The organism is Luteimonas abyssi (assembly GCF_001482195.1).
In the GTDB taxonomy this organism is placed as follows: Bacteria; Pseudomonadota; Gammaproteobacteria; order Xanthomonadales; family Xanthomonadaceae; genus Luteimonas; species Luteimonas abyssi.
The window spans coordinates 1,062,751-1,089,072 of record NZ_KQ759763.1; the positions used below are offsets into that span (position 1 = coordinate 1,062,751).

Sequence of the window (26,322 nt, forward strand, 5' to 3'; positions counted from 1 at the left end):
TTTGCGGCGAGTGCCCGGTTTTTTCGTGAGCCCTGCGCCATCGCATCGTTAAGTTCGCGTTGTTCAGGGTCGGGCCGGCCGGGCTGTGCTGTGGTGGCGCCGTCGCCGCCATCGAGGCGGACGATCTCCGCAGCCCCGGCTGCGCGCCTTTCATTCCTAATTTGGGAGACGAGACCAAATGAAGAAGCACAGCATTCTGATGACCGCCCTGGTGGGTGCCGCCCTGGCCGCGCCGGCCGCGTTCGCGCAGGAAGTCGACCAGGACGCATTGCGCGACGCCGAGCGCGCCGCTGCCCAGGCTTCGCAGGCGGCCGATGCCGCCGAGACCCGGGCGCAGCAGGCCGAACAGGACGCGTGGTCGGCCGACCGCCAGGCGCAGCAGGCGCAGCAGCAGGCCGAAGCGGCGCAGTGGGAGGCCCAGCGCGCCCAGCCGATCGAAGAAGAGGAAGAGGATCCGTCCTGATCCCAGGCGGATCATCGGCACAGGGCCGCCGGCACGTGCCGTCCGGCATGTGACCGGGGCGAACGTGAGTCGAAGCGAGGGCGTCCGTGAGGGCGCCCTCGTCGTCTTTCGGGGGCGGAACCCGAACCCGATGCCGACGTAGCCTGTCGCGAACCTGTAGAATGGGGCTTTCCAGCGACCGCTGCGCCCATGACTTCCCCCTCCCGTTCCGTCACTCCGCTCGTTTTCGTCACCGGCGGCGTGGTCTCTTCCCTCGGGAAGGGCATCGCTGCCGCCTCGCTCGCCGCCATCCTCGAGGCGCGCGGGCTGAACGTGACGATGATGAAGCTCGACCCCTACATCAACGTCGACCCGGGCACGATGAGCCCGTTCCAGCACGGCGAGGTGTACGTGACCGACGACGGGGCCGAGACCGATCTCGATCTCGGCCACTACGAGCGCTTCATCAACGTGCGCCTGTCGGGCAAGAACTCGATCACCACCGGCAAGATCTACGAGAGCGTGATCCGCAAGGAGCGTCGCGGCGACTATCTGGGCGCGACCGTGCAGGTGATCCCGCACATCACCGACGAGATCAAGCGCGCCATCGACACCGCCACCCAGGGCTACGACGTGGGCCTGGTGGAGATCGGCGGCACCGTCGGCGATATCGAATCGCTGCCGTTCCTGGAGGCGATCCGCCAGATCCGTACCGATCGCGGCGCCGACAAGGCCGTCTTCATGCACCTCACCCTGGTGCCGTACATCGCCGCCGCCGGCGAGTTGAAGACCAAGCCCACCCAGCACTCGGTGAAGGAATTGCGCTCCATCGGCATCCAGCCCGACATCCTGGTCTGCCGCAGCGAGCAGCCGCTGCCCGATGGCGAGCGCCGCAAGATCGCCTCGTTCACCAACGTGCCCGAGCGCGCGGTGATCTCCGCGGTCGACCTGGACAACATCCACAAGTTGCCGATGTGGCTGCACGCGCAGGGCCTGGACCAGCTGATCGTCGAGCGCCTGCACCTGGCCGAGCGCGCGGTCGATCATGCCGACCTGTCGGAATGGATCGATGTGGTCGACGCCAGCGAGCGTCCGGACGACGAGGTCACGATCGCGGTGGTCGGCAAGTACGTCGACCACAAGGACGCCTACAAATCGGTCGGCGAAGCGCTCAAGCACGGCGGCATCCGCCAGCGCACCCGGGTGACGCTGAAGTGGGTGGAATCGCAGGACCTGGAGCGTCACGGCGCGGCCCAGGTGCTGGACGGCATCGACGGCATCCTGGTGCCCGGCGGCTTCGGCGACCGAGGCTTCGAAGGCAAGGTGCTGGCCGCGCAGTACGCGCGCGAGCAGGGTGTGCCGTACTTCGGCATCTGCTACGGCATGCAGGCGGCGGTGGTCGACACCGCCCGCCACCTGGCCGGGCTCGAGGGCGCCAACAGCACCGAAAACGATCGCCAGACGGCGCACCCGGTGATCGGCCTGATCACCGAGTGGCGGACCAAGACCGGCGAAATGGAGCGGCGTACCGAGGAGAGCGACCTCGGTGGCACGATGCGCCTGGGTCTGCAGGAGCAGCGGATCAAGTCCGGCACGCTGGCCCATCGCATGTACGGCCAGGATGTCGTCGGCGAGCGCCATCGCCATCGTTACGAGTTCAACAACCGCTACCGCACCCAGCTGGAGGACGCCGGCCTGGTGATCAGCGCCAAGTCCATGGACGACCTGCTGGTCGAGATGGTCGAACTGCCGGACCACCCCTGGTTCCTGGCCTGCCAGGCGCATCCGGAGTTCCTGTCCACGCCGCGCACCGGCCATCCGCTGTTCGTCGGTTTCATCCGCGCCGCGCGCGACCGCAAGGCCGATGCGCCGCCGGCGGCCGTCGCGGCGCAGTCGCAGCCGCAGGAAGCGCACGCGTAATGCGGGTGCCCCGCCTCGGGTCCACGCAGACAGGCGCGGACCGGTCTCTGCGCGCCGCCCCCCGCCTGCGTCGTGTTCGGCCGCGTGTCTCCGCGTCGCTTCGCGGCAAACTGAAGGTGTTCGCATGAATCTCTGTGGCTTCGACGTCGGTCTCGACCGTCCGTTCTTCCTGATCGCCGGCCCCTGCGTCATCGAGAGCGAGCAACTGCAGCTCGACGTGGCCGGGCAGCTCAAGGAGATCACCGGCACGCTCGGCATCCCCTTCATCTTCAAGTCGAGTTTCGACAAGGCCAACCGCACGTCGCTGGAGAGCTTCCGCGGCCTCGGGATGGAGGAGGGGCTGCGCATCCTGGCCGAAGTGAAGCGGCAGATCGGTGTGCCGGTGCTGACCGACGTGCACGAATACACGCCGATGGACGAGGTCGCCAGCGTCGTCGACGTGCTGCAGACGCCGGCGTTCCTGGCGCGGCAGACCGATTTCATCCGCAAGGTGTGCGCGGCCGGCAAGCCGGTCAACATCAAGAAGGGACAGTTCCTGTCGCCGTGGGACATGGCGCCCGTGGTCGCCAAGGCGAAGTCGACCGGCAACCAGCAGATCATGGTGTGCGAGCGCGGCGCCAGCTTCGGCTACAACAATCTCGTCTCGGACATGCGCAGCCTCGCGGTGATGCGCGATACCGGTTGTCCGGTGGTCTTCGACGCGACCCATTCGGTGCAGTTGCCGGGCGGGCAGGGCGGTTCCAGCGGCGGCCAGCGCGAGTTCGTGCCGGTGCTGGCGCGCGCAGCCGTCGCCGTGGGCGTGGCCGGGGTGTTCATGGAGACCCATCCCGACCCCGCCAAGGCGCTGTCCGACGGCCCCAATGCCTGGCCCCTGGATCGCATGCGCGCGTTGCTGGAGACCATGCAGGCGCTGGACCGGGCCGCGAAGCAGGGCGGCTTCCTGGAAACCACCCTTGCCTGAGCCTGCGCCACGGCGCGTCGGGCGCAGCGCGCATCGCCGTCACCGCATGGCGGGGCTGCTGGCGATGGGGGCGTTGTGGTCGCTCGCGACCCTGGCCCAGGCGCCCCTGTCGGAGCCGGATGAGGCGTCCGCGCCGCAGCCGCCCGGCCCCGCCGAGATCGCCCCGCTCGACGGCGAAGAGTGGAACCGCTTCGCGATGGCCATCGACACCCTGCGGATGTGCGTGGAAGACACGCGTGCCGGCCGCGCCCCGGCGCAGACGGTCGCCACCCTGCAGGCGCTGGGCCTGACCGAGCAGATCCGCGGTCAGGCGTTGCTGCTGCTGCCCGCCGACGATCCCGCGCGCGCGGCCGTGGAGGCCGCCGCAGACGACGCCCAGGCGATCATGCGATCCTTCCAGGCGATGTCGGCCTGGCAGCCGGTGCGCCCGCTCGACCAGGCGCTGGCGCTGGCCTACGTCTACCATTTCGAGGCGCAGGCGACCCAAGGCGACTGCCTGCCGACCCAAGATTTCGTGTCCAACTACGAGAAAGCGCTGACCCGATGAACATCGCATCCGTCCACGCCCGTGAAATCCTCGACAGCCGCGGCAATCCGACCCTGGAAGCCGAGGTCGTCCTCGACGACGGCAGTTTCGGCCGCGCCGCCGTGCCATCCGGCGCCTCCACCGGCACCAAGGAGGCCGTGGAACTGCGCGACGGCGACAAGACCCGCTACCTCGGCAAGGGCGTGCGCAAGGCGGTCGACAATATCAACGGCACGATCGCCGACGCGCTGAAGGGCTTCGATGCCGCCGACCAGGCCACGCTCGACAAGCGCCTGATCGACCTCGACGGCACCGAGAACAAGGCCCGCCTGGGCGCGAACGCGCTGCTGGGGGTTTCGCTCGCCAACGCGCACGCGGTGGCTGCATCGAAGAAGATCCCGCTGTGGAAGCTGCTGGCCGGCGACCGCGCGCCGGTGCTGCCGGTGCCGATGATGAACATCATCAACGGCGGCGCGCACGCCGACAACAACGTCGATTTCCAGGAGTTCATGGTGTTGCCGGTGGGCTTCGACTCGTTCGCCGAATCGCTGCGCGCGGGCACCGAGATCTTCCACGCGCTGAAGGCGGTGCTGAAGGGCCAGGGCCTGTCGACCGCAGTCGGCGACGAAGGCGGCTTCGCCCCGGATTTCCGCAGCAATGTCGAAGCGCTCGACACCATCCTCGAAGCGATCGGCAAGGCCGGCTACAGCGCCGGCGACGACGTGCTGCTGGGTCTGGACGTGGCCTCCAGCGAGTTCCACGAAAACGGCAAGTACCACCTGGTCGGCGAGAACAAGCGTCTGACCGGCGAGCATTTCGTCGATTTCCTGGCCGACTGGGCCGCGCAGTACCCGATCGTCACCATCGAGGACGGCATGGCCGAAGACGACTGGGCCGGCTGGAAGCAGCTGACCGACCGCATCGGCGATCGTGTGCAGCTGGTGGGCGACGACCTGTTCGTCACCAATCCGCGGATCTTCAAGGAAGGCATCGATTCGAAGACCGCCAACGCCATCCTCATCAAGGTCAACCAGATCGGCACGCTGACCGAGACCCTGGAAGCGATCGCCATGGCCGATGCGGCGAAGTACGCGGCGATCGTGTCGCACCGTTCCGGTGAGACCGAGGACACCACCATCGCCGACATCGCGGTCGCGACCACCGCCACCCAGATCAAGACCGGTTCGTTGTGCCGCAGCGACCGCGTGGCCAAGTACAACCAGTTGCTGCGGATCGAGGAAGCGCTGGGCGGCAACGCACGCTTCGCCGGTCGCGACGCGTTCGTCTCGATCCGACGCTGACCGTCGACGGGCCCTGAGCCATGCGCACGTTGCGGATCGTGCTGGTGCTGTTGCTGGTGTTGTTGGGCTGGCTGCAGTACCGGCTCTGGTTCGGCACCGGCGGCAACCACGAAGTGGCCGAGCTGCAGGCGCGCGTGAACCAGCAGGCCCGCCAGAACGAAGGCCTGGGCGAACGCAACGCTGCGCTCGCCGCCGAAGTCGCCGATCTCAAGTCGCCCACCGGCGAGGCTGCGGTGGAGGAGCGCGCGCGCAACGAACTGGGCATGGTGAAGCCGGGTGAGGTGTTCTATCGCGTGGTGGATACACCTGCGCCCGCGACGCCGCCGGCACCGCCGCGCGCCGACATCGAAGACGATGGCGGGGACACCGGCGAGCCGCCGCCGCAGCAACTCGCGGTGCCTCCGCCGGAGCCGCAGCCGTGACCTGGGCGACGTCATGACCTGGGTCATCGTGCCCGCGGCCGGCCGTGGCACCCGCTTCGGCAGCGCCAGGCCCAAGCAGTATCTGGACGTGGGCGGGCGCCCGCTGCTGGCGCATACGTTGCAGGCGCTGTGCGCCCACGTCGCCGTGCAGGGGCTGGTGGTGGTGCTCGGCGCCGACGACGCCTTCTGGCCGGGCTGGACCCAGTTCGAGGGCCGCCCCCTGCTGACCTGCACAGGCGGCGCGTCGCGCGCGGCGTCCGTACAGGCCGGCCTGGATGCGCTGCCGGACACGGTGCGCGCGGACGATTTCGTCCTGGTGCACGATGCCGCACGTCCCAACCTCGCCCACGACGACCTCGCCGCATTGCTGGAGCGCGGGCGCGAGGATCCGGTCGGCGCGATTCTGGCCGCGCCGGTGCGCGACACCCTCAAGCGCGCCGGCGACGATGGCGGTATCGACGGCACCGAGCCGCGCGAGCGCCTGTGGCGTGCACTGACGCCGCAATTGTTCCGTCGCCTGCAACTGCATCGTGCGCTGAAGGCGGCCGACGACGCCGGCGTGGAGGTCACCGACGAGGCGATGGCGATGGAACGCCAGGGCGCGCGCCCGTTGCTGGTGGAGGGGGCCGAGGACAACTTCAAGATCACCACTGCCGCCGATCTGGATCGTTTCCGCTTCGTGCTGGCACGACGCGGCGTCTGACACGTCGGGGCGCGTTCCGGCTCGTCTTCCGGCGGCGGGCTGTCGGTGATCGCGAAGGGGATAGGAACCGCACGGTGCTTCGCCGCCGCGCCTGCGACGGGCGGATCAGGTGGGCAGCAGCCGGTTCCTGATTCTTGCGGTCTTCATCCGTGCCGATCGGCGCGATCCGCGGCAGGACCGAATCTTCCCCCCCGGGGGCGCTGCGCCGCGCACGTTTGAGCCACGCGGGTTCCGTGGCAAGCTGCCACCCCCCGCGCCGCCGGCCGCTCTCCGCAGACCTCGACATGCCCAGCATTCCAGACATCCGCATCGGCCAGGGATACGACGTGCACGCGTTCGGCGACGGCGACCACGTCGTGGTCGGCGGCGTCCGGATTCCGCACGAGCGTGGCGTGCTCGCGCACAGCGACGGCGATGTCGCCTTGCATGCGCTGTGCGACGCCATCCTGGGGGCGCTGGCGCTGGGCGACATCGGCGTGCATTTCCCGCCGTCGGATGCGCGCTGGAAGGACGTCGACAGCCGCCACTTGCTGCGCCACTGCAACGCGCTGATCGGCGCGCGCGGTTGGCGGGTCGGCAATGTCGACATCACCGTCGTCTGCGAACGGCCGAAGATCGGCCCGCACGCGGCCGCGATGCGCGAAGCGATCGCCGTGGATCTGGGTATCGAGGTCGATGCGGTGAGCGTGAAAGCCACCACCAGCGAGCGCCTGGGATTCACCGGCCGCGGCGAAGGCATCGCTGCGCAGGCCGTGTGTCTGCTGGTACGGGGCGCAGCATGAGGGCGGTGTCCGCTGCCGGTGTCCGAGGCGCGCTGCTGCGCGGGAAGCGCACGGCCGTCGCGAGCGTCATGCCATGAGCAGGGCGGATCTGCCACGTGCGTTTGGTGCGCCGGTGATGACCGGGCGGATGCGCACGCACGATGCGGACTTCCGCGTCGACGAGCTGGATGCCTTCGAGGCCAGCGGGGAAGGCGAGCACCTGCTGCTGCGTGTGGAAAAGCGCGGCATGAATACCGCGTTCGCCGCACGCATGCTGGCCGAATGGGCGGGCGTGGATGCGTCGGTGGTCGGCTACGCGGGCCTGAAGGACCGGCATGCGGTCACCCGGCAGCGGTTCACCGTGCAGTTGCCGGGCCGCGAAGCGCCTGCGCTGGACACCCTGCAGGTCGAGGGTCTGCAGGTGCTTGAGGCGCAACGGCATGCGCGCAAACTTCCCCGCGGCGCGTTGGCGGGCAACGCTTTCGTGCTGACCCTGCGCGAGGTGACGGGCGACGCGGCCGCCATCGATGCGCGGCTGCGGACGATCGCCCAGCGTGGCGTGCCCAATTACTTCGGCGAGCAGCGGTTCGGCCGCGGTGGCGCCAATGTCGAACGCGCGCTGGCGCTGTTCGCCGACCCGCGTCGCGCACGCCGCCTCAAGCGCGAAGAGCGCACCTTGCTGTTGTCGGCTGCCCGCTCCGAACTGTTCAACCGGGTGCTCGCGCAACGGGTGGAGGCCGACCTCTGGGATCGGGCGCTACCGGGCGAGGTGTGGATGCTGGACGGCAGCCGCAGCGTGTTCGGTCCCGAGCCCTGGAGCGACGCGTTGGCCGAGCGGCTGGCCGCTTTCGATATCCACCCCAGCGCACCGCTGTGGGGACGGGGGGCGCTGCGCAGCGAGAGCGAGGCGCTCGCCCTCGAGCAGGCTGCGTTGACGGAGGACGACGCCATCGCGCTGCGCGCCGGACTGGAGGGAGCTGGGCTCAAACAGGAGCGCCGCGCGGCGCGCTTGCGCCCCACGGATCTTGCGTGGGACTGGCGGGGGAACGATGTACTGGAGCTGCGCTTCTCGCTACCGCCCGGGGCGTATGCGACCACGGTCCTGCGCGAGCTGGGCGAGATACGCGGCACCGAATCCTGAGGTGAGGCGCCCCCCGGCGCTCGGTGGCGGGCCAGCAGGGCCCCCGTCATGGCAGGCCCGCGCCGTTCGTCGGAACGCATACGCTGCCGACGGTCCCGTCGCGCGATCGGCGTATAAGTGACGCCAGGCCCCATGAATCAGGCCCCGACGCGCCTGATGGGCCTTGCGGAGGAACCGCCGTGCGCCTTCCGATCCTCGTTGCGGCCTGTGCTCTGCCGCTCGTCCTGTCCGCCTGCACCCTGAGCCCGCACCGCATCGCGGGGCCGGATCCCGTGCCCGTTCGCGGTGAATCGCGCGCGACCGATCGTACGTACGCCGATGCCCAGTACATCGCCAGGATCGACGCCCAGGCGCGGCGTCGCGGGATGGTGGTGGAATGGGTCAATCCGCCGTCCGAACGGGCCCGGGCGCCGGCCAGGCGCTGATTCGCCGGGGCGGGCGGTTCGCTTTCTTCCAGCAGGGGCCGCGGCGCGGCGCCGGCGTGCGCGCATGTGGTGATCGCGCACGAGGCGCACGCCCATGCGAGGCCCGCGTCGAGATCAGCGCGTCCTGAGCAGCACCAGCACCGCGCCGGTGCCGCCTTGCGCGGCCGGTGCCGAATGATAGGCCAGCACGTCGGCACGCTGGCGCAGAAGACGATCCACCAGATTCTTCAACACCGGTGTGCCGTCGGCGTGGAACCCCTTGCCGTGGATGATGCGAACGCAGGCGATGCCCTGGTCGCGCGCTTCGGCCAGGAATCTGCGCAACGTGGCTTCGGCCAGGGGCACGGTGGCGTGGTGCAGGTCCAGTTCGTCCTGCGCGGCATACTCGCCGCGGGCCAGCCGCTTGAGCACCTGGGGCGACACCTCGTCGTGGCGGTAGCGCAAGGTGTCGCCGGCCAGCAGACCGATCTCCTGCGAAGTGCCGTCGAGCAGCCGCCGGAACTCGCTGCGCGCATCGTCGTCGTCGCGTTCGGCCATGCGCGCACGCGCACGGGGCTTGGGCCTGGGCGGCGGCGGCGCGTCGGCCTGATGTGCCCGCACGGGCCCGATCGCGGCCCGGAACAGCGCGGCGTCGTCGTCCTCGGGCGGTTCGGATCCGGTGCTCATCGCCGCCAGTCTAGCCCCCGGGCGTGCACCTGCCGACATTTCCGCATGCGCAAGGGGGCGGGGAGCGGCGGGCATCCGTTATGATGTCGCGCACATCTTCCGGACGAGAGGCGCGAGGCAGAGCGGGTTCATGCGAGTACTGGTGAGCAACGATGATGGCGTCGACGCGCCCGGGATCCGCATTCTCGCCGAGGGCCTGCGTGCCGCCGGGCACGATGTGCTGGTGGTCGCGCCCGACCGCGACCGCTCCGGCGCCAGCAACTCGCTGACCCTGGACATGCCGCTGCGGGTGATCCAGGTGGATGACAACACCTGGCGCGTGCACGGCACGCCGACCGACTGCGTGCACGTCGCGATCACCGGCATGCTCGAGCTCGAGCCCGACATCGTGGTCTCGGGCATCAACAACACCGCCAACCTGGGCGACGACGTCATCTACTCGGGCACGGTCGCCGCGGCGATGGAAGGCCGTTTCCTGGGCCTGCCGGCGGTGGCGATGTCGCTGGTCACGCGCGACCACAACGGCGAGCACTACGACACCGCCGCGCGCGCCGCGGTGGAGATCGTCGAGCGTCTGGCCGCCGATCCGTTGCCGGCCGACACCATCCTCAACGTCAACGTGCCGGACCTGCCGTGGTCGGAGATCGCCGGCTTCGAGGTCACCCGGTTGGGCAACCGCCATCGGGCCGAGCCGTGTGTGCCGCTGGAGGATCCGCGCGGCCGCACCTGGTGGTGGATCGGACCGGCCGGCGCCGAGTCCGACGCCGGGCCGGGCACCGACTTCCATGCCGTGCGCACGAAGAACATCGCGATCACGCCGATCCACGTGGATCTGACCCGCTACCAAGCGCTGGAGCAGGTCGCCAGCTGGGTCGGTGGTCTGGCCGACGAGCTGCGGAACGGTCGTCCATGATGGCGCCACGTCTGCGCCTGCAGCCCGAGGCGCTGGGCATGGGCATGACCTCGCAGCGCGTGCGCGACCGGCTGATCGAGCGCCTGCGCGAGGGCGGCATCGCCGACGAGCGTGTGCTCAACGCGATCCGGACCGTGCCGCGGCACCTGTTCGTCGACGAAGCCCTGGCCACGCGTGCCTATGAAGACACCGCCCTGCCGATCGGGCACGGGCAGACCATCTCGCAACCGTGGGTGGTCGCGCGCATGACCGAGGTGCTGCTGGAAGAGCGGATGCCGCAGAAGGTGCTGGAGATCGGCACCGGTTCCGGCTATCAGGCCGCGATTCTCGCGGCGCTGGGCGTGGAAGTGCACACGGTCGAACGTATCGGCGAGCTGCTGCGCGTCGCGCGCAAGCGCTTCCGTTCGCTCGGCCTCAACGTGCGCAGCAAGCACGACGATGGTCGCCTGGGCTGGCCGGAAAACGGTCCGTTCGACGGCATCGTGGTGACCGCCGCGGCGTCCGCGCTGGTCGATGCGCTGAGCGCACAGTTGGCACCGGGCGGGTCGCTGGTCGCCCCGGTCGGCGGCAGCGGCGGACAGACGCTCGTGCGCCTGCGTCGCGATGCCGACGGTCGCATCGAGCGCACCGATCTCGCACCGGTCAGCTTCGTGCCGCTGTTGTCGGGCGTACTCGGCTGATGCGGTTGTTCGGACCGCTCTATGACCGCTGCCTCGTGTGGTCGCGGCATCGACATGCACCGCGTTACCTGGCGGCCCTGAGTGCCGCTGAATCCGTGGTCTTCCCGATCCCGCCGGACGTGATGCTGGCGCCGATGGCGCTGGGGCGGCCGGCAGCGTGGTGGCGCTATGCGCTGGTCTGCACGCTGGCATCGGTCGCGGGCGGCCTGCTGGGATACCTGCTCGGTGCGGCGGCACTCGACGCGATCTGGCCATGGATGCAGCGGATGGGATGGGAGCCTGCATTCCTCGAAGTGCAGGCGCTGTTCCAGCGGCACGGTTTCGCGTTCGTCTTCATCGCAGCATTCACCCCGATTCCCTACAAGGTGTTCACGATCGCGTCGGGTGCACTCGGCGTGGCGCTGCTACCGTTCACGCTCGGGTCTTTGATCGGCCGCGGCACCCGTTTTTTCCTCGTGGCCGGCCTGGTGGCCTGGGGCGGCCCGCGGCTGGAGAGCGTGCTGCGCCGATATGTGGAGTGGCTGGGGTGGGCAAGCGTGGTGCTGGTGGGTATGGCATTGATCTGGATGGAGTGGATGCGATGAGGCTTGCAATCGTGGTGCTCGCGGCAATGATGCTGGTGGCCTGCGGCACGAGTTCGGTCACGCGGACCCAGGGAGCGGGTGCGACGGGCTCCACGCCGCGTCCGGGACAGACGGTCACCGTGCAGCGGGGCGACACGCTGTACCGCATCGCGGTCAACAACGGCATCACCACGCTCGACCTGGCGACCTGGAACGGCATCTCGCCGCCGTACACCATCTATCCGGGCCAGCGCCTGCGGCTTTATCCAGGCCAAGGCGGCGCGACCGCCGCGCGACCGCCCGCATCCACCTCGCGTCCGCAGCAGGCGGGCACAGCGCCTGCGCGTCCCACGCAGCCGGCCGCGCCGCCGCCGCCGCCGGTGCGCAGCAACGTCGCCTGGCACTGGCCGGCGGACGGTCAGTTGGTCTCGCGGTTCGCCGAAGGCGACCCGACCAAGCAGGGCATCGGCATCGCCGGCACCAGCGGGCAGGCGGTCAACGCCGCCGCCGACGGCGTGGTGGTGTACTCCGGCTCCGGCCTGGTCGGCTACGGGGAGCTGATCATCGTCAAGCACGACGATGAATGGCTGTCGGCCTACGGCCACAACCGCGCCCGTCTGGTGAACGAGGGCGAGCGCGTGCGCAGCGGCCAGAAGATCGCCGAGATGGGCCGCAGCGGCGCCGCCCGCGACATGCTGCACTTCGAGATACGCTACAGCGGCCGCCCGGTGGACCCGCTTTCGTACCTGCCGAGGCGTTGAGCGCGGGAGTCGCTTGCGTGGGGCAATGTGGGTATCTGTCGCCACCCAGGCGCCTGCTGGTCGCCACGCAGATGCGGTGCGCCGGATCTGGCCGGGCGTAGTCGGCACGTTTTCGCTGTAGGGCATCGGCATCGCAGCCGATGTTCTCGAGGACGTGTCGCGGTCGAGTGGTCCTGGTTTTCGGATGCCGTTTCAGACCGCTCGGTTTCGTCCGGTATCGCGGCGTTCCGCTGGCGGGCGTCGACTCAGGCCTCGCTTTCGAGAATGAACGCCGCCACCACGCGGCGGCCTTCGGCGGCCAGCACCTGGTAGGTGCGCGCGGCGGCGTCGTTGGCCATGGTATCCAGGCCGATGCCGCGCGACAGGCAGGCGGCGAGGATTTCAGGGGACGGGAAGGTCTGGCGGTGGCCCGAGCCCAGCAGGATCAGCTCCGGCGACAGCGCCAGTACCGGCTCGAGGTCGGCCACACCGAGGCCGGCGACCGAGCGGACATTCCAATCCTCGATCAAGGCGTCGGGCGCGACCACGAAGCTGCGGTCGAGCTGGCGCTCGTTGACCAGGGCGCTGCGGCCGTCGGCCGCGCGCAGGAAGTAGTCGAAGTCGGGCTTCTGGAGGTGAAGCTGCATGGGGGGAACGTCCGGGGGCCTGGCGTTCAGGGTACCGCCGATCGCGGGGGCGGGGCGCCCTTGGCCGGGTCGGATGGGACCTCAGGCCCGCGGCAGCACGATCCGACGCTTGTCGGCGGCCGGGCGATACAGGATGGCGACATGGCCGATGCGCTGCACCAGGGCCGCGCCGCTGCGCTCGATCAGGGTGTCGATCAGGGCGTCGCGCTCGTCGCGGTCGGCGGCGGCCACCTTCACTTTCAGCAGTTCGTGGTGTTCCAGCAGACCGTCGAGTTCGGTCAGCAGCGAATCGGTGATGCCCTTGCCGCCGACCTGCAGGACGGGGCGGAGGTCGTGCGCCTGGCCGCGCAGGAAACGGGTCTGTGAGGCGGTCAGGGCGATTGGCATAAACGCGGGGCGCTGCGGCAGTCTGAGGGAGGGCAGGTTATCATGCCGGGCCGAACATACTGATTTTGACGGCATTTCCGCCGGTCCCTCCCCGAATGGCATCGCGCAGCAAGAGCAGCCAGCGCTGGCTGAAGGAACACTTCTCCGATCCGTTCGTGAAACGGGCGCAGTCCGAAGGCATGCGCTCGCGTGCGGCCTACAAGCTGGAGGAACTGGTCGCCCGCGACCGCCTGCTCAAGCCCGGCATGACCGTGGTCGACCTGGGCGCCGCGCCCGGCGGCTGGTCGCAGTGGGTCCGCCAGGCGATGGGCGAGTCCGGCCGGGTCATCGCCCTCGACATCCTCGACATGCCCGCCCTGGCCGGGGTGGAGTTTCTTCATGGCGATTTCAGGGAGGATGCGGTGTTATCCCAGTTGGAAGCCGCGCTTGGGGGGAGCACCGTGGACCTTGTGTTGTCCGACATGGCCCCCAACAAGAGTGGCGTGGGTGCGGTCGACCAGCCCCGGGCCATGCATCTGGCCGAGCTGGCGATGGCGTTCGCGGACGACCATCTGCGGCCGGGTGGCGCGTTCCTGATCAAGCTCTTCCAGGGCGTGGGATTCGACGATTACGTTCGGGACCTGCGCCGCCGTTACGACAAGGTCGTCATCCGCAAGCCCGCTGCGTCGCGTCAACGTTCGCCCGAGGTCTACGCCCTGGCGCAGGGCAAGCGACCCGGCTGAACCGAAGTAGTACCATCGAGCGAAACGCAGTAAGCGGGCCCGTCCCGCCTCATTTCAAGAGTCGAGCAACTTCATGAACGATCTCGTCAAGAATCTGATGCTCTGGGTGATCGTCGCCGTCGTGCTGATGGTGGTGTTCCAGAGCTTCAGCCCGCGCACCGGGGCCAGCCAGGAGACGGTGTACTCCCAGTTCATGGAGGAAGTGCGGCAGAACCGCATCCGTTCGGTCGACATCGCCGAGGACGGGCGTACGGTCACCTTCGAGCGCGCCGACGGCGCCCGCGGCCGCGTGATCGCGCCGCGCGACGACCGCATGATCGACGACTTCATGAACAACGGCGTCGAGATCCGCCAGGAGCAGCCTTCGAATTCGCGTGCGTTCTGGTACGTGCTGCTGAACTTCCTGCCGGTGCTGCTGATCATCGGCTTCTTCCTGTTCATGATGCGGCAGATGCAACAGGGCGGTGGCAAGGGCGCGATGTCGTTCGGCAAGTCCCGCGCCAAGCTGCTGTCCGAGGACCAGACCAAGGTCACCTTCGCCGACGTGGCCGGCGTGGAGGAGGCCAAGGAAGACGTGTCCGAGCTGGTCGAGTTCCTGCGCGACCCCTCCAAGTTCCAGCGCCTGGGCGGCAAGATCCCGCGCGGCGTGCTGATGGTCGGCCCGCCCGGCACCGGCAAGACCCTGCTGGCCAAGGCCATCGCCGGCGAGGCCAAGGTGCCGTTCTTCTCGATTTCGGGCTCCGACTTCGTCGAAATGTTCGTCGGCGTCGGTGCCAGCCGCGTGCGCGACATGTTCGAGCAGGCCAAGAAGCAGGCCCCGTGCATCATCTTCATCGACGAGATCGACGCGGTCGGCCGCCATCGCGGTGCCGGCCTGGGCGGCGGTCACGACGAGCGCGAGCAGACGCTGAACCAGTTGCTGGTCGAGATGGACGGCTTCGAGGGCGGCGAGGGCGTGATCGTCATCGCCGCGACCAACCGCCCCGACGTGCTCGATCCCGCATTGCTGCGTCCGGGCCGTTTCGACCGCCAGGTGGTGGTCGGCCTGCCCGACGTGAAGGGCCGCGAGCAGATCCTGCGCGTGCACATGCGCAAGGTGCCGCTGGACGACGATGTCGAGCCGATGATCGTCGCGCGCGGCACGCCGGGCTTCTCCGGCGCGGACCTGGCGAACCTGGTGAACGAGGCAGCCCTGTTCGCCGCGCGCGAGAACGCGAAGGAAGTCCGCATGGATCACTTCGATCGCGCCCGCGACAAGATCCTGATGGGCGCCGAGCGCCGCTCGATGGCGATGAGCGAGGACGAGAAGAAGCTCACCGCCTATCACGAGGCCGGCCATGCCATCGTCGGCCGCGTCGTGCCCGAGCACGATCCGGTCTACAAGGTGACCATCATCCCGCGCGGTCGCGCGCTGGGCGTCACGATGTACCTGCCCGAGGGCGACAAGTACTCGATGAACCGTGTCGCGATCGAGTCGCAGCTGTGTTCGCTGTACGGCGGCCGCGTGGCCGAGGAGCTGATCTTCGGCGAGGACAAGGTCACCACCGGCGCCTCCAACGACATCGAGCGCGCGACCAAGATGGCGCGCAACATGGTCACCAAGTGGGGCTTGTCCGATGAACTCGGCCCGGTGGCCTACGGCGAGGAGGAGGACGAGGTGTTCCTCGGCCGCTCGGTCACCCAGCACAAGAACGTCTCCGACGAGACCGCGCGCCAGATCGACGAAGTGGTGCGCTCGATCCTGGACAAGGCCTACCGCCGGACCAAGCAGATCCTCACCGAGAATCTGGACAAGCTGCACAGCATGTCGAACCTGCTGCTGCAGTACGAGACCATCGATGCGCCGCAGATCGACGCGATCATGGAAGGTCGCGATCCGCCGCCGCCGATGGGCTGGGACAAGTCCGGCAAGGGCGGTGGGAACGATGGCGGCGACCAGGGCGGCGACGCCAAGCCCGCGGCGCCGATCGGCGGGCCTGCGGAGCAGACCTGAGTCGCGGTGATTCGTAGGAGAATCGCGCGCTTTGTGACCTTCACGGTTGCATCACGCTGCACGAAAGGCCAGAGTCCCCTCTGGCCTTTCTCATTTCCGGAGCGCGCATGCATGTCGACGACGACGCTGTAATGGACCCGCTGTGGTTGATGGCGGGCCTGGCGCTCGGCATCGTGGCGGGCTGGTTCATCGGGAATTTCGTGCTCGGCCTCGTGTTCGGCATCCCGTGCGGGATCATGGCCGGCGTCCTCGGCCGCAACCGCCGTCTGCGCCGCTCGGCCGCGCAGCCTGCCGTCGTCGACGGGCATGCGGCGGATCGACGCGGTGTCGATCGGCGCCGCGCGCGCTGACCCGGCCCCCTCTGCACGCCATGTTCGATACGGTTCCGCAGCTCGACTGCCTGGGACGCACCCTGCGGCTGGATCGCCCGCAGGTCATGGGCATCGTCAACGTCACCCCGGACTCGTTCTCGGACGGCGGCCGCCACGACACGGTCGAGGCGGCGGTCGCGCACGGGCTGGCGCTGGTGGACGAAGGGGCCGATCTTCTCGACATCGGCGGCGAATCCACCCGTCCCGGCGCGGACGCGGTGCCTGCCGACGAGGAAATCCGCCGGGTCGTGCCGGTGATCGAGCAATTGCGCGACCGGACCGGGGTGCCGATCAGCATCGACACCTCCAAGCCCGAGGTCATGCGCGCCGCCGTCGCCGCAGGTGCCGGCATGATCAACGACGTCTACGGCCTGCGCCGGGACGGCGCGTTGGCCGCGGCGGCTGAGAGCGGCGCTGCGGTGGTGCTGATGCACATGCTCGGCGAACCGGGGACCATGCAGGACATCCCCCAATACGACGACGTGGTCGGGGAGGTGCATCGATTCCTGGCCGAACGTCTCTTCGCCGCGGAGATGGCCGGCATCGACCGGCGTCGTCTGGTGGTCGACCCGGGCTTCGGCTTCGGCAAGACGCTCGCCCACAACCTGGCCCTGCTGGCGGGCTTCGCGCGGTTCACCGAGCTCGGGGTACCCGTTCTCGCCGGCCTCTCGCGCAAGCGCAGCATCGGCGAGCTCACCGGCCGCGAGGTGGCCACCGAGCGTGCCGCGGGCTCCGTCGCCGCGCACCTGATCGCCGTCCAGCGCGGTGCCCGGCTGGTCCGCGTGCATGATGTCGCCGCCACGGTGGACGCGCTCAAGGTCTGGAATGCGGTCGCGGCCGTGCCGACCCCGCGCAGCACTGCGGCGGCTTCCGGTGGTCTGCGCTGGCCCGACGCGGACTGAGGCGGACCGAGGCGGGGAAACGCGCTGGGGGCACGTCCCGCATGACCGGGACGACGGGTGCGGGGTTCCAGCCGGTCGCCGGCCGTTCTGCAGAAGCACCGGCAGGGCGATCGACGAACGAAATCCGCCGCTCCACCGGCGTTGCCGAAAATGCTTATCCACACCGTGCACGTTTCGAGGCACCGCCGCGGTGCAGTGGCGATGAAAGCCGGAGTCGAGGTGCGAAATGTCCTCCAAGCCCTTGACATGCGGGTTTTTTCTGTCGGCTCCAGTTGTTTCGGCCGGATGGCGATAATTTGACCAAAACGTGACCCATGCCCGCCGTTGCTGGCTCGCTGAAAGTTGTCCACAGGCTGTCCCGGACACTTGTCCACAGGGGTTGTGCATAACCGCGGCCCGATACCGCGGCTCGGTTTCCATGGATGTGACCGCGCGCTGAAGGTGCGTTAGGCTGGTGCGCTAGCCGTGGCTCGCCGCGGCTTCTTCTTTTCCGAGAACACAGGAGGGGCTGCGTGCTCAGAACCAATACGCCAACCATCGTCATGTTCCTGGTCTATCTGGCCGCGATGGTGGCGATCGGCTTCGCCGCATGGCGCTCGACCAAGAACTTCGACGATTACATCCTTGGCGGGCGCAGCCTCGGCCCCGGTGTCACCGCGCTGTCCGCCGGTGCCTCCGACATGAGCGGCTGGTTGCTGATGGGCCTGCCCGGGGCAATCTTCCTCAGTGGCCTGTCCGAAGCATGGATCGGCGTCGGTCTGATCCTGGGGGCTTACCTCAACTGGCGCTTCGTGGCCGGCCCCTTGCGCGTGTACACCGAACGCACCGGCAACGCCCTGACCCTTCCGGACTTCTTTACCAACCGCTTCGACGACCGCAGTCGGGTGCTGCGCATCTTCACTGCGGTGGTGATCCTGGTGTTCTTCGCCATCTACTGCGCCTCGGGCGTGGTGGCCGGTGCGCGGCTGTTCGAGAACGTCTTCGGGATGACCTATGCGCAGGCGATGTGGTGGGGGGCTTCGGTCACCGTGCTCTACACCCTGGTTGGTGGCTTCCTCGCGGTGAGCTGGACCGACGTGGCACAGGGCATGCTGATGCTGTTCGCCCTGCTGCTGGCGCCGGTGCTGGTGTTCATGCACACCGGCGGGTTCGATGCGAGCGTCGAGTTGATCCGCGCCAACGATCCGCTGCAGCTCGACTGGTTCCGCGGGGGGCAGGTCGGGTTCATCGGCATCGTCTCGCTGCTGGCCTGGGCGCTGGGCTACTTCGGCCAGCCGCACATCCTGGTGCGCTTCATGGCCGCGCAGAGTGTGGAAACCATCCCGGCCGCGCGTCGTATCGGTATGAGCTGGATGATCCTGTGCCTGGCCGGCTCGGTGATCGTGGGCTTCTTCGGCATCGCCTACTTCGAGGCCAACCCCGGCCAGGCCGGCCCGGTGCTGGACAATCCGGAGCGCGTGTTCATCACCCTGGTCGAGTTGCTGTTCAACCCGTGGGTCGCAGGCCTGATCCTGGCGGCGATCCTGGCGGCGGTGATGAGCACGCTGTCGAGCCAGTTGCTGGTGTGTTCCAGTGTTCTGGCGGAAGACTTCTATCGCGGCTTCCTGCGCAAGAATGCTTCGCAGGGCGAACTGGTCTGGGTCGGCCGCGCCGCGGTATTGCTGATCGCGCTGGTGGCGATCTGGATGGCCAGCGATCCGGACAGTCGCGTCCTCGGCCTGGTGTCCTATGCCTGGGCGGGCTTCGGCTCGGCGTTCGGTCCGGTGCTGTTGCTGGCGCTGTTCTGGCAGCGCATGACCCGCGACGGCGCGGTGGCCGGCATGATCGCCGGCGCGGTGATGGTGATCTTCTGGAAGGAGATCATGGTCAACCGCATGGGCTCGGAGCTCTACGAGATGGTGCCGGGCTTCCTGGCCGGCGGCGCCGCGACGATCCTGGTCAGCCTGCTCGGCCGTGCGCCCTCGGCGGAGGTCCAGGCCACCCACGCGCAGGTTCGCGCCTCGCTGCGCGAAACCGGCCACTGACGTCCGGCTCCGGTCGGGCGTGATCGACGGCACCGCATGAGCCCGGTCGATTCACGGCCACCGGCGCTGGCGATCCTGGGCCCGACCGCCTCGGGCAAGAGCGCGCTCGCGCTGGAACTGGCCGAGCGCCATGGCGGCGAGATTCTCAGCATCGATTCGGCGCTGGTGTATCGCGGCCTCGACATCGGTGCGGCCAAGCCCGACGCCGCCGAGCGGGCGAGGGTGCCGCACCATCTGCTCGATCTCCGCGACCCGTGGCAGACGTACTCGGCGGCCGAGTTCGCCGTCGATGCCCGCGCCGCGCTCGACGATGTGCTCGCGCGCGGTCGCCTGCCGATCCTGGCCGGTGGGACCGGGCTCTACTACCGCGCACTGGTCGAGGGCCTGTCGGACATGCCGGCGGCGGATCCCGCCGTGCGGGCGCGGCTCGGGGCCGAAGCCGCGCAGGTCGGCTGGCCGGCGCTGCACGCCCGGCTGGCGACGATCGATCCGGAGGCCGCAGCCCGCATCCACGCGACCGATCCGCAGCGTATCCAGCGCGCCCTCGAAGTCCACGCCCTCAGCGGACGGCCCATTTCCGCGTGGCAACGCGAGCGTCCGGCCAATGCCGGATTGCCGGTGACGCTGCTGCCGCTGGCGATCGCACCGGTCGACCGTGCGGTGCTGCACGGCCGCATCGCCACGCGTTTCGATGCCATGCTGGACGCGGGTTTTCTCGATGAGGTCCGGACGCTGCGCGCGCTCCCGGCGCTGCGCGACCATGCCGCGCCGCTGGATCTGCCGGCACTGCGCGCCGTCGGGTACCGGCAGGCGTGGGAGCATCTGGACGGCGTCACCGACGTGGCCGGGTTCCGCGAGCGTGCCGTCGCCGCCACCCGTCAGCTGGCGAAGCGCCAGTTCACCTGGCTGCGCGGGCAGGGCGATCTGCGCTGGTTCGATCCCGCGCGCGAGAGCGATGAATTGCATGCTGCGATCGGGGCGTTTCTGTCCCGGCCGCGTTGACGTCGCGGCTCGTGGATCGGCGACGTGAGGCATCCCGATGCAGGCGTCGATTCCGGCCCCTTCGATGTCGCATCCACGACGGAAGAGTTGTGTAACATCGGCGGTCTGTTCCCGTTTCTGGGGAGATGGGACAGGCAGCGCGGTCGCCGACCGCGCGACGACAACAATGACAGTTGGGGATATTTCCGATGTCCAAGGGACAGTCCTTGCAGGACCCTTTCCTGAATGCCCTCCGGCGCGAACGCGTGCCGGTCTCGATCTACCTCGTCAACGGCATCAAGTTGCAGGGCACGATCGAATCGTTCGATCAGTTCGTGGTGCTGCTGCGCAATACGGTCAGCCAGATGGTCTATAAGCACGCGATCTCCACCGTGGTGCCGGCACGCAACGTGCGCGTCGGTCCCGGCGGCGGCCATGTGCAGGCCGATGGCACCGTGTCCGACGCCGACGATAACGACAACGACGAGTAATACCCGGTCCGGCTGGGCGGCGATGCGCTCGACCGCCGCCCACGTGCGCAAGGACGCGCCGGCCGGCGTCATGCCTGACCGCGCTGACTCGCGGCGTTCTCCGGTGATCAGGTCTGTTCCCGGTACGCCGCGACGACCTTCAGGCACTGGCCGTCGCCGGATGGGGCCGTGCCCCGCGCCCGCGGCCTGGCGCCGAATGCCGCCGGCGAGGCCCGCAACGCGAGGTGGGGCGTGTGCCCGCCGCGGCACGCAGGGAAATCCGCCAGGCCATTGAACTGGCGTCTCGGCGCCCGCATTTCGGAAGTCGATTCCCCTTCCAGGAGCACGCACCGCGTGTTTGAACGCAGCAAGAAAGGCGAGCACGCGTTGCTGATCCAGCCGCACGCCGGTGGTCCCCCCGACGAGGGTGCGCTGGAGGAGTTCGGCGAGCTGGCGCGCTCCGCCGGCGCTCGGGTCGCGCACGTGCTGACCGCCCGCATCGACAAGCCCAATCCGGCCACCCTGATCGGCAGCGGCAAGCTGGAAGAAGTGAAAGCGGCCGCCGATGCGGTCGGTGCCGACCTGATCCTGGTCAACCACACCCTCAGCCCCGGGCAGGAGCGCAACCTGGAAAAGCTGCTGGAGCGTCGCGTGGTCGACCGCACCGGGCTGATCCTGGACATCTTCGCCCAGCGCGCCCGCAGCCACGACGGCAAGCTGCAGGTCGAACTCGCTCAGCTCAAGCACATGGCCACCCGGCTGGTGCGCGGCTGGACCCACCTGGAGCGCCAGCGCGGCGGCTCCATCGGCCTGCGCGGCCCGGGCGAGACCCAGCTTGAGACCGATCGCCGGCTGCTGCAGAAACGCGTCGAGCAACTGCAGCGGCGGCTGGAGAAGGTGGAGGTGCAGCGCACCCAGATGCGTCGCGCCCGCGTGCGCAGCGAAATGCCCCGCGTGGCCCTGGTGGGCTACACCAACGCCGGCAAGTCCACCCTGTTCAACGCACTCACCGGCGCCGGCGCCTATGCCGCCGACCAGCTGTTCGCCACCCTCGACCCGACCGTCCGTCGCATCGCGCTGCCCGGTGGCGGGGTGGTGCTGGCCGATACCGTCGGCTTCGTGCGCGATCTGCCGCACGAACTGGTCGCCGCGTTCCGCTCCACCCTCAGCGAGGCGCGCGAAGCGGATCTGCTGTTGCACATCGTCGATGCCGCCGACCCGCTGCGCGACGAGCGCATCGCCCAGGTGGACGAGGTGCTGGAGGAGATCGGTGCCGGCGACCTGCCGCAGATCCTGGTGTTCAACAAGATCGACCGCGTCGAGGGGGCGCAGCCGCGTCACGACCGCCCGGACAACGCCGTCGCCGACGAGGCCGTCGCCGAGCGGGTGTGGATCTCCGCACGCGACGGACTCGGCCTGGATCTGCTGCGCGAGGCGCTGGCGGTGCGGTTGGGGCTGCGCAGGATCGTGGCCGAGATCGAGCTGCCGCCGTCGGCCGGCCGTCTGCGCGCGCGCCTGCATGCGCTGGATGCGGTGAAGGGAGAAGCCCACGACGAGCACGGCTGGCACCTGCAGATCGACCTCCCGCATGCCGATGCCGCGCGGCTGGCCGCCGAATCCGACGGCGGGCCGCTGCGTGCGCTGGTGGCCGAGCCCGACGAAGCCGACAGCTGGTGATCCGAGCCGTCTCGCCGCGGGAAGGAACCCCGGGCGTGGACACCTTGTAGAATGTGCGCTCCCCGCGGCAGGGTCCCGGGGGCGAGAAGACATCAGAATGGAGCAGGCATGGCCTGGAATATCCCCGGCAAGAACAACAGCGGCGGGTCCGGCGGCAACAACCGCGGTCCGTGGAAGCCCAGTGGCGGTGGGCGCGGCAGCGGCGGTGGCGGTGGGTTCGACGGGCTGATCGACCAGCTGCGCAACCTCTTCGGTGGCGGCGGTGGCCTGGGCGGCCCGCTGCGCCTGGTGGCCATCGCACTGGTCGTGCTGTTGCTGCTGAGCACGTTCACCCTGGTCGGCGAACAGCAGCGCGGCGTGGTGCTGCGCTTCGGCCAGGCCGTGCGGATCATGCAGCCGGGTCCCAACTTCAAGCTGCCCTGGCCGATCGAGCAGGTGCAGAAGGTCAACGCCACCGCGATCAAGACCTTCACCAACACCGTGCCGGTGCTGACCCGCGACGAGAACATCGTCATCGTCTCGCTCAACGTGCAGTACCGCGTGGGCGACGCCCAGCTGTACCTGTTCGGTACCCGCGACGCCGATCGCGTGCTGGAGCAGGTGGCCCAGGGTGTGGTGCGCGAGCAGGTCGGCCGCGCCGACCTGGACACCGTGCTCGGCGCGCGTGGCCCGCTGTCGGCCATGGCGTCCAAGCAGTTGCAGGATTCGCTGGACATCTACCGTACCGGTCTCGTGGTCACCGAGCTCAACCTGCAGGACGCGCGCCCGCCGGAAGAGGTCAAGCCCGCGTTCGACGAGGTCAACAGCGCCCAGCAGGTGCAGGAAAGCCTGATCAACGAAGCCCGCGCCTACGCCGCGCGCATCGTGCCGGAAGCCCGAGGCGAAGCCTCGCGCACGCGCACCGTGGCCGAGGGTTACAAGACCGCTGCCGTGGCCCGCGCCACCGGTGACGCCACCCGCTTCTCGCTGCTGCTCGACGAGTACGCCGGCGCCCCGGACGTCACCCGTCGCCGCATGTGGCTGGATACCGTGTCCGACGTGCTGGCCGAGAACCGCACCGTGGTCGGTGGCGACGGTCGCCAGTTGATCTATGTCCCCATGGGTCAGGACGGCGCACCGGGCACGCAGGGCGGCAACCGCAGCGGCGGCGCGCCGAACGTGATCCCGCCCGAGGCGCTGGGCATCCCGGCCGACGGCAGTGCCTCGCAGCAGGCGCCGCGTCCGAACCGCAACACCCCGCGGCCGGTCCGCGGCGAAGGAGGCACCCGATGAACTTCCGCGCGCTGATTCCGCTGCTGGCGGTGGTGCTCCTGTTGGGCCTGATGGGCTCGGTCTACATCGTGCGCGAGGGCCAGGTCGGCCTGATCCTGCACCTGGGCCGCGTCAGCCAGACCGACATCGGTCCCGGCCTGCACTTCAAGATCCCGCTGGTCCAGACCTCGCGCGTGTTCGACCGCCGGTTCGATGCGGTGGACTTCTCGCCCGAGCGCTACCTGACCTCCGAGCGCAAGGACGTGGCGGTGGACTTCGTCGCCATCGTGGCGATCGCCGACGTGGGCAACTTCTTCCGTGCCACCGGCGGCGACGAGCGGCTGGCCAGCGAGCGCCTGGCGCCGATCATCAAGGACTCCCTGCGCAACGAGATCAACGCCCGTACCCTGACCCAGCTGGTGTCGGGCGATCGGAGCGAGGTGATCGCCAAGCAGCTCGAGGCCATCAACGAGGGCGCGCTGAACCTGGGCATGCGGATCATCGACATCCGCCTCAAGCAGATCGACCTGCCCACCGACAGCGACGTCATCCAGCAGGTCTACAACCGCATGCGCGCCGAGCGCAACCAGGTGGCCAGCCGCCTGCGCGCCGAGGGTGAGGAGCAGGCCCGCCTGATCCGCGCCCAGGCCGACCGCGACCAGGCCGTGATCCTGGCCGAGGCCGAGCGCGACGCGCAGACCCTGCGAGGCGAGGGCGATGCCGAGGCCACCCGCATCTACGGCCAGGCCGCCAACCGCGATCCGTCGTTCTTCGCCTTCCAGCGCAGCCTGGACGCCTACCGCAAGTCGTTCGAGAGCGGCGACGCGGTGATCGTGCTCGAGCGCGACGACCCGTTCCTGCAGTACATGCGCAGCGATCGATGAGCGATCTGTGGGCGGCGTTGTGCCTGGTCGCGGTGATCGAGGGGCTGTTGCTGTTCGCCCTGCCGCGGATCTGGCGCGACAACGCCGAATACATGCTCAAGATGCCGGACCGGCAATTGCGCACGATCGGCGGTGTGGTGTTGGTGGTCGGCGTGCTCGCGCTGTACGCCGTACGCGGGTAGGGCGGCCGACGCGGGCCGCCCACCGCCGACGTCCCTGACCCCACCCCCAACCGCGTCATGGCATCAGGGTGGCAGGCGGGGCGCAAACCCGGATAATGCACAAAAGCCGGCAGGGGCATTGCAGCCCCGCCGGCTTTTTCCGTGTCAGGGCCCGGCGTGGCGGCAGTTCCCCGATGGAACCGGCTGCAGTTGTCCTCGCCAGACCCGGTGCGGTCCCGTCCGCGGCCCCGATGGCCGCACGCAACAGGAGTCAGCAACATGGGTCAGTCAGTCGTAGTGATCGGCGCGCAGTGGGGCGACGAGGGCAAGGGCAAGATCGTCGATCTGCTCACCCAGGACATCGGCGCCGTCGTGCGTTTCCAGGGCGGCCACAACGCCGGCCATACCCTGGTCATCGGCGGCAAGAAGACGGTGCTCCACCTCATTCCCTCCGGCATCCTGCGCGACGACGCGCTGTGCCTGATCGGCAACGGCGTGGTGCTGAGTCCGGCCGCCCTGATCAAGGAGATCGGCGAACTGGAAACCGCCGGCGTGGAGGTGCGCTCGCGCCTGAAGATCAGCCCGGCCACCCCGCTGATCATGCCGTACCACATCGCGCTCGATCAGGCCCGCGAGAAGGCGGCCGGCGGCAAGGCCATCGGCACCACCGGCCGCGGCATCGGTCCGGCGTACGAGGACAAGGTGGCGCGCCGCGGCATCCGCGTGGCCGACCTGCACTATCCGGAGCAGCTGGCCGAGAAGCTCAAGGCCGCGCTCGATTACCACAACTTCGTGCTGACGAAGTATCTCGGCGTCGAGGCGGTGGACTTCCAGAAGACCTACGACGAGGCGCTGGCCTTCGGCGAGTACGTGCAGCCGATGAAGTCCGACGTGGCCGGCATCCTCCATGACCTGCGCAAGCAGGGCAAGAAAGTGCTGTTCGAAGGCGCGCAGGGCGCGCTGCTCGACATCGACCACGGCACCTATCCCTACGTCACCAGCTCCAACACCACCGTCGGCGGCGCGCTGGCCGGAGCCGGTGTGGGGGCCGACGCCATCGACTACGTGCTGGGCATCGCCAAGGCCTACGCCACCCGCGTCGGCGGCGGCCCGTTCCCGACCGAGCTCGACGACGACATCGGCCAGGGCCTGCGCGATCGCGGTCAGGAATACGGCGCCTCCACCGGCCGCCCGCGGCGCTGCGGCTGGATGGACATCGTCGCCCTCAAGCGCGCGGTGGCCATCAACGGCATCTCCGGCCTGTGCATCACCAAGCTCGACGTGCTCGACGGCATGAAGACGCTCAAGATCTGCATCGCCTACGAGTACCACGGCAAGCGTACCGAGTACGCCCCGCTGGATGCCCAGGGTTGGGACGAGTGCACCCCGGTGTACCTGGAGTTCCCCGGCTGGGAAGAGAGCACCCACGGCATCACCGAGTGGGACAAGCTGCCGCCCGCCGCCCGCGCCTACCTGCGCGCGCTGGAGGAACTGGCCGGTTGCCCCGTGGCCATCGTCTCCACCGGCCCGGACCGCGACCACACCATGGTGCTGCAGGACCCGTTCGCCTGAGCCCTGGAACCTGGCGTCCCCCGCACGCGGGGGAAGGGCATCGGCCGCGACATGCTCGGAACCCCTTTCCCGCCTGCGGGAGAGGGGCAGGGGTGAGGGTGGTGGAGGCGCGGCAG

28 protein-coding genes are annotated in these 26,322 nt (G+C 69.2%); 25 read left to right on the top strand and 3 right to left on the bottom strand.

What is annotated here, in order from left to right; translation table 11 throughout:
* The first annotated feature begins 178 nt into the window (after nt 1-178).
* The 9 genes from RG19_RS04355 (at nt 179) to truD (ending at nt 8,177) form a co-directional block, all read left to right on the top strand.
* Complete coding sequence (locus tag RG19_RS04355) at nt 179-463, top strand: hypothetical protein (protein WP_058834196.1); 285 nt, start codon at nt 179-181, stop codon at nt 461-463.
* Between the two features lie 189 nt (nt 464-652).
* The gene (gene pyrG / locus RG19_RS04360; protein WP_058834197.1) at nt 653-2,362 is read left to right on the top strand and encodes a CTP synthase; all 1,710 of its coding nucleotides are present in this window, start codon (nt 653-655) and stop codon (nt 2,360-2,362) included.
* Between the two features lie 124 nt (nt 2,363-2,486).
* The gene (kdsA, locus tag RG19_RS04365) at nt 2,487-3,323 is read left to right on the top strand and encodes a 3-deoxy-8-phosphooctulonate synthase (RefSeq protein ID WP_058834198.1); all 837 of its coding nucleotides are present in this window, start codon (nt 2,487-2,489) and stop codon (nt 3,321-3,323) included.
* Complete coding sequence (locus tag RG19_RS04370; protein WP_157515155.1) at nt 3,316-3,870, top strand: hypothetical protein; 555 nt, start codon at nt 3,316-3,318, stop codon at nt 3,868-3,870. The genes kdsA and RG19_RS04370 overlap by 8 nt, the downstream gene beginning before the upstream one ends.
* Nucleotides 3,867-5,150, top strand: a complete 1,284-nt coding sequence (gene eno, locus RG19_RS04375) for a phosphopyruvate hydratase (RefSeq protein WP_058834200.1) — start codon at nt 3,867-3,869, stop codon at nt 5,148-5,150. The genes RG19_RS04370 and eno overlap by 4 nt, the downstream gene beginning before the upstream one ends.
* A gap of 20 nt (nt 5,151-5,170) precedes the next feature.
* The gene (gene ftsB, locus RG19_RS04380; RefSeq protein WP_082672466.1) at nt 5,171-5,572 is read left to right on the top strand and encodes a cell division protein FtsB; all 402 of its coding nucleotides are present in this window, start codon (nt 5,171-5,173) and stop codon (nt 5,570-5,572) included.
* Nucleotides 5,573-5,585: 13 nt separating this feature from the next.
* On the top strand, nt 5,586-6,275 hold the full coding sequence (ispD, locus tag RG19_RS04385; RefSeq protein WP_058836407.1) for a 2-C-methyl-D-erythritol 4-phosphate cytidylyltransferase: 690 nt from the start codon (nt 5,586-5,588) through the stop codon (nt 6,273-6,275).
* Nucleotides 6,276-6,559: 284 nt separating this feature from the next.
* A complete protein-coding gene (gene ispF / locus RG19_RS04390) occupies nt 6,560-7,057 on the top strand; it encodes a 2-C-methyl-D-erythritol 2,4-cyclodiphosphate synthase (RefSeq protein ID WP_058834201.1) in 498 nt (165 codons plus the stop codon).
* Nucleotides 7,058-7,130: 73 nt separating this feature from the next.
* Nucleotides 7,131-8,177, top strand: a complete 1,047-nt coding sequence (truD, locus tag RG19_RS04395) for a tRNA pseudouridine(13) synthase TruD (protein ID WP_058834202.1) — start codon at nt 7,131-7,133, stop codon at nt 8,175-8,177.
* 539 nt (nt 8,178-8,716) lie between these two features.
* On the opposite strand, the gene RG19_RS04405 is transcribed toward truD, so the two are convergent.
* The gene (locus RG19_RS04405; protein ID WP_058834204.1) at nt 8,717-9,268 is read right to left on the bottom strand and encodes a Smr/MutS family protein; all 552 of its coding nucleotides are present in this window, start codon (nt 9,266-9,268) and stop codon (nt 8,717-8,719) included.
* Between the two features lie 130 nt (nt 9,269-9,398).
* Here RG19_RS04405 and surE point away from each other — a divergent pair, with 130 nt between their 5' ends.
* The 4 genes from surE (at nt 9,399) to RG19_RS04425 (ending at nt 12,185) form a co-directional block, all read left to right on the top strand.
* Nucleotides 9,399-10,181 (top strand): 5'/3'-nucleotidase SurE, encoded by a 783-nt coding sequence (surE, locus tag RG19_RS04410; protein WP_058834205.1) that lies wholly within the window; start codon nt 9,399-9,401, stop codon nt 10,179-10,181.
* Nucleotides 10,181-10,861 (top strand): protein-L-isoaspartate(D-aspartate) O-methyltransferase, encoded by a 681-nt coding sequence (locus tag RG19_RS04415; protein ID WP_058834206.1) that lies wholly within the window; start codon nt 10,181-10,183, stop codon nt 10,859-10,861. Before surE ends, RG19_RS04415 begins: the two co-directional genes overlap by 1 nt.
* 95 nt (nt 10,862-10,956) lie before the next feature.
* Nucleotides 10,957-11,445, top strand: a complete 489-nt coding sequence (locus RG19_RS04420) for a YqaA family protein (RefSeq protein WP_202905316.1) — start codon at nt 10,957-10,959, stop codon at nt 11,443-11,445.
* Nucleotides 11,442-12,185: a peptidoglycan DD-metalloendopeptidase family protein gene (locus tag RG19_RS04425; protein WP_058834208.1), complete on the top strand. Its 744-nt coding sequence runs from the start codon at nt 11,442-11,444 to the stop codon at nt 12,183-12,185. The genes RG19_RS04420 and RG19_RS04425 overlap by 4 nt, the downstream gene beginning before the upstream one ends.
* Nucleotides 12,186-12,430: 245 nt before the next feature.
* Here RG19_RS04425 and RG19_RS04430 read toward each other — a convergent pair whose 3' ends face one another.
* Nucleotides 12,431-12,811, bottom strand: a complete 381-nt coding sequence (locus RG19_RS04430; RefSeq protein ID WP_058834209.1) for an Mth938-like domain-containing protein — start codon at nt 12,809-12,811, stop codon at nt 12,431-12,433.
* Nucleotides 12,812-12,892: 81 nt separating this feature from the next.
* A complete protein-coding gene (gene yhbY / locus RG19_RS04435) occupies nt 12,893-13,198 on the bottom strand; it encodes a ribosome assembly RNA-binding protein YhbY (RefSeq protein WP_058834210.1) in 306 nt (101 codons plus the stop codon).
* A 95-nt stretch (nt 13,199-13,293) separates the two neighbouring features.
* Here yhbY and rlmE point away from each other — a divergent pair, with 95 nt between their 5' ends.
* The 12 genes from rlmE to RG19_RS04495 all read left to right on the top strand — a co-directional run bounded on the left by rlmE (nt 13,294) and on the right by RG19_RS04495 (nt 26,206).
* On the top strand, nt 13,294-13,920 hold the full coding sequence (gene rlmE, locus RG19_RS04440) for a 23S rRNA (uridine(2552)-2'-O)-methyltransferase RlmE (RefSeq protein WP_058834211.1): 627 nt from the start codon (nt 13,294-13,296) through the stop codon (nt 13,918-13,920).
* Nucleotides 13,921-13,993: 73 nt separating this feature from the next.
* Nucleotides 13,994-15,913 carry an ATP-dependent zinc metalloprotease FtsH gene (gene ftsH / locus RG19_RS04445; protein WP_058834212.1) on the top strand — a complete coding sequence of 640 codons (1,920 nt, stop codon included), beginning with the start codon at nt 13,994-13,996 and terminating at the stop codon, nt 15,911-15,913.
* A gap of 107 nt (nt 15,914-16,020) precedes the next feature.
* Nucleotides 16,021-16,263 carry a hypothetical protein gene (locus RG19_RS04450; RefSeq protein ID WP_157515156.1) on the top strand — a complete coding sequence of 81 codons (243 nt, stop codon included), beginning with the start codon at nt 16,021-16,023 and terminating at the stop codon, nt 16,261-16,263.
* 20 nt (nt 16,264-16,283) lie between these two features.
* Nucleotides 16,284-17,186 carry a dihydropteroate synthase gene (folP, locus tag RG19_RS04455; protein ID WP_058834214.1) on the top strand — a complete coding sequence of 301 codons (903 nt, stop codon included), beginning with the start codon at nt 16,284-16,286 and terminating at the stop codon, nt 17,184-17,186.
* Between the two features lie 512 nt (nt 17,187-17,698).
* Entirely contained in the window at nt 17,699-19,210 is a 1,512-nt protein-coding gene (gene putP / locus RG19_RS04460) for a sodium/proline symporter PutP (RefSeq protein WP_238376586.1), read from the top strand.
* Nucleotides 19,211-19,246: 36 nt separating this feature from the next.
* The gene (gene miaA, locus RG19_RS04465) at nt 19,247-20,212 is read left to right on the top strand and encodes a tRNA (adenosine(37)-N6)-dimethylallyltransferase MiaA (protein ID WP_058834216.1); all 966 of its coding nucleotides are present in this window, start codon (nt 19,247-19,249) and stop codon (nt 20,210-20,212) included.
* 188 nt (nt 20,213-20,400) lie between these two features.
* On the top strand, nt 20,401-20,682 hold the full coding sequence (gene hfq, locus RG19_RS04470) for an RNA chaperone Hfq (protein ID WP_058834217.1): 282 nt from the start codon (nt 20,401-20,403) through the stop codon (nt 20,680-20,682).
* Nucleotides 20,683-21,015: 333 nt separating this feature from the next.
* Nucleotides 21,016-22,338, top strand: coding sequence for a ribosome rescue GTPase HflX (gene hflX / locus RG19_RS04475; RefSeq protein ID WP_058834218.1), 1,323 nt, complete (start codon nt 21,016-21,018; stop codon nt 22,336-22,338).
* Nucleotides 22,339-22,446: 108 nt separating this feature from the next.
* Entirely contained in the window at nt 22,447-23,610 is a 1,164-nt protein-coding gene (gene hflK, locus RG19_RS04480; RefSeq protein ID WP_058834219.1) for an FtsH protease activity modulator HflK, read from the top strand.
* Nucleotides 23,607-24,473 (top strand): protease modulator HflC, encoded by an 867-nt coding sequence (gene hflC, locus RG19_RS04485; RefSeq protein WP_058834220.1) that lies wholly within the window; start codon nt 23,607-23,609, stop codon nt 24,471-24,473. The genes hflK and hflC overlap by 4 nt, the downstream gene beginning before the upstream one ends.
* The gene (locus RG19_RS04490) at nt 24,470-24,655 is read left to right on the top strand and encodes a DUF2065 domain-containing protein (protein WP_058834221.1); all 186 of its coding nucleotides are present in this window, start codon (nt 24,470-24,472) and stop codon (nt 24,653-24,655) included. The genes hflC and RG19_RS04490 overlap by 4 nt, the downstream gene beginning before the upstream one ends.
* A 258-nt stretch (nt 24,656-24,913) precedes the next feature.
* Nucleotides 24,914-26,206, top strand: coding sequence for an adenylosuccinate synthase (locus tag RG19_RS04495; RefSeq protein ID WP_058834222.1), 1,293 nt, complete (start codon nt 24,914-24,916; stop codon nt 26,204-26,206).
* Nucleotides 26,207-26,322: the final 116 nt, after the last annotated feature.

Bases quoted from the DNA above. Each gene is read 5' to 3' on its own strand.
- RG19_RS04355 (WP_058834196.1), top strand. From the start codon at position 179: ATGAAGAAGCACAGCATTCTGATGACCGCCCTGGTGGGTGCCGCCCTG.
- pyrG (WP_058834197.1), top strand. From the start codon at position 653: ATGACTTCCCCCTCCCGTTCCGTCACTCCGCTCGTTTTCGTCACCGGC.
- kdsA (WP_058834198.1), top strand. From the start codon at position 2,487: ATGAATCTCTGTGGCTTCGACGTCGGTCTCGACCGTCCGTTCTTCCTG.
- eno (WP_058834200.1), top strand. From the start codon at position 3,867: ATGAACATCGCATCCGTCCACGCCCGTGAAATCCTCGACAGCCGCGGC.
- ftsB (WP_082672466.1), top strand. From the start codon at position 5,171: ATGCGCACGTTGCGGATCGTGCTGGTGCTGTTGCTGGTGTTGTTGGGC.
- ispD (WP_058836407.1), top strand. From the start codon at position 5,586: ATGACCTGGGTCATCGTGCCCGCGGCCGGCCGTGGCACCCGCTTCGGC.
- ispF (WP_058834201.1), top strand. From the start codon at position 6,560: ATGCCCAGCATTCCAGACATCCGCATCGGCCAGGGATACGACGTGCAC.
- truD (WP_058834202.1), top strand. From the start codon at position 7,131: ATGAGCAGGGCGGATCTGCCACGTGCGTTTGGTGCGCCGGTGATGACC.
- RG19_RS04405 (WP_058834204.1), bottom strand. From the start codon at position 9,268: ATGAGCACCGGATCCGAACCGCCCGAGGACGACGACGCCGCGCTGTTC.
- surE (WP_058834205.1), top strand. From the start codon at position 9,399: ATGCGAGTACTGGTGAGCAACGATGATGGCGTCGACGCGCCCGGGATC.
- RG19_RS04415 (WP_058834206.1), top strand. From the start codon at position 10,181: ATGGCGCCACGTCTGCGCCTGCAGCCCGAGGCGCTGGGCATGGGCATG.
- RG19_RS04425 (WP_058834208.1), top strand. From the start codon at position 11,442: ATGAGGCTTGCAATCGTGGTGCTCGCGGCAATGATGCTGGTGGCCTGC.
- RG19_RS04430 (WP_058834209.1), bottom strand. From the start codon at position 12,811: ATGCAGCTTCACCTCCAGAAGCCCGACTTCGACTACTTCCTGCGCGCG.
- yhbY (WP_058834210.1), bottom strand. From the start codon at position 13,198: ATGCCAATCGCCCTGACCGCCTCACAGACCCGTTTCCTGCGCGGCCAG.
- rlmE (WP_058834211.1), top strand. From the start codon at position 13,294: ATGGCATCGCGCAGCAAGAGCAGCCAGCGCTGGCTGAAGGAACACTTC.
- ftsH (WP_058834212.1), top strand. From the start codon at position 13,994: ATGAACGATCTCGTCAAGAATCTGATGCTCTGGGTGATCGTCGCCGTC.
- RG19_RS04450 (WP_157515156.1), top strand. From the start codon at position 16,021: ATGCATGTCGACGACGACGCTGTAATGGACCCGCTGTGGTTGATGGCG.
- folP (WP_058834214.1), top strand. From the start codon at position 16,284: ATGTTCGATACGGTTCCGCAGCTCGACTGCCTGGGACGCACCCTGCGG.
- miaA (WP_058834216.1), top strand. From the start codon at position 19,247: ATGAGCCCGGTCGATTCACGGCCACCGGCGCTGGCGATCCTGGGCCCG.
- hfq (WP_058834217.1), top strand. From the start codon at position 20,401: ATGTCCAAGGGACAGTCCTTGCAGGACCCTTTCCTGAATGCCCTCCGG.
- hflK (WP_058834219.1), top strand. From the start codon at position 22,447: ATGGCCTGGAATATCCCCGGCAAGAACAACAGCGGCGGGTCCGGCGGC.
- hflC (WP_058834220.1), top strand. From the start codon at position 23,607: ATGAACTTCCGCGCGCTGATTCCGCTGCTGGCGGTGGTGCTCCTGTTG.
- RG19_RS04490 (WP_058834221.1), top strand. From the start codon at position 24,470: ATGAGCGATCTGTGGGCGGCGTTGTGCCTGGTCGCGGTGATCGAGGGG.
- RG19_RS04495 (WP_058834222.1), top strand. From the start codon at position 24,914: ATGGGTCAGTCAGTCGTAGTGATCGGCGCGCAGTGGGGCGACGAGGGC.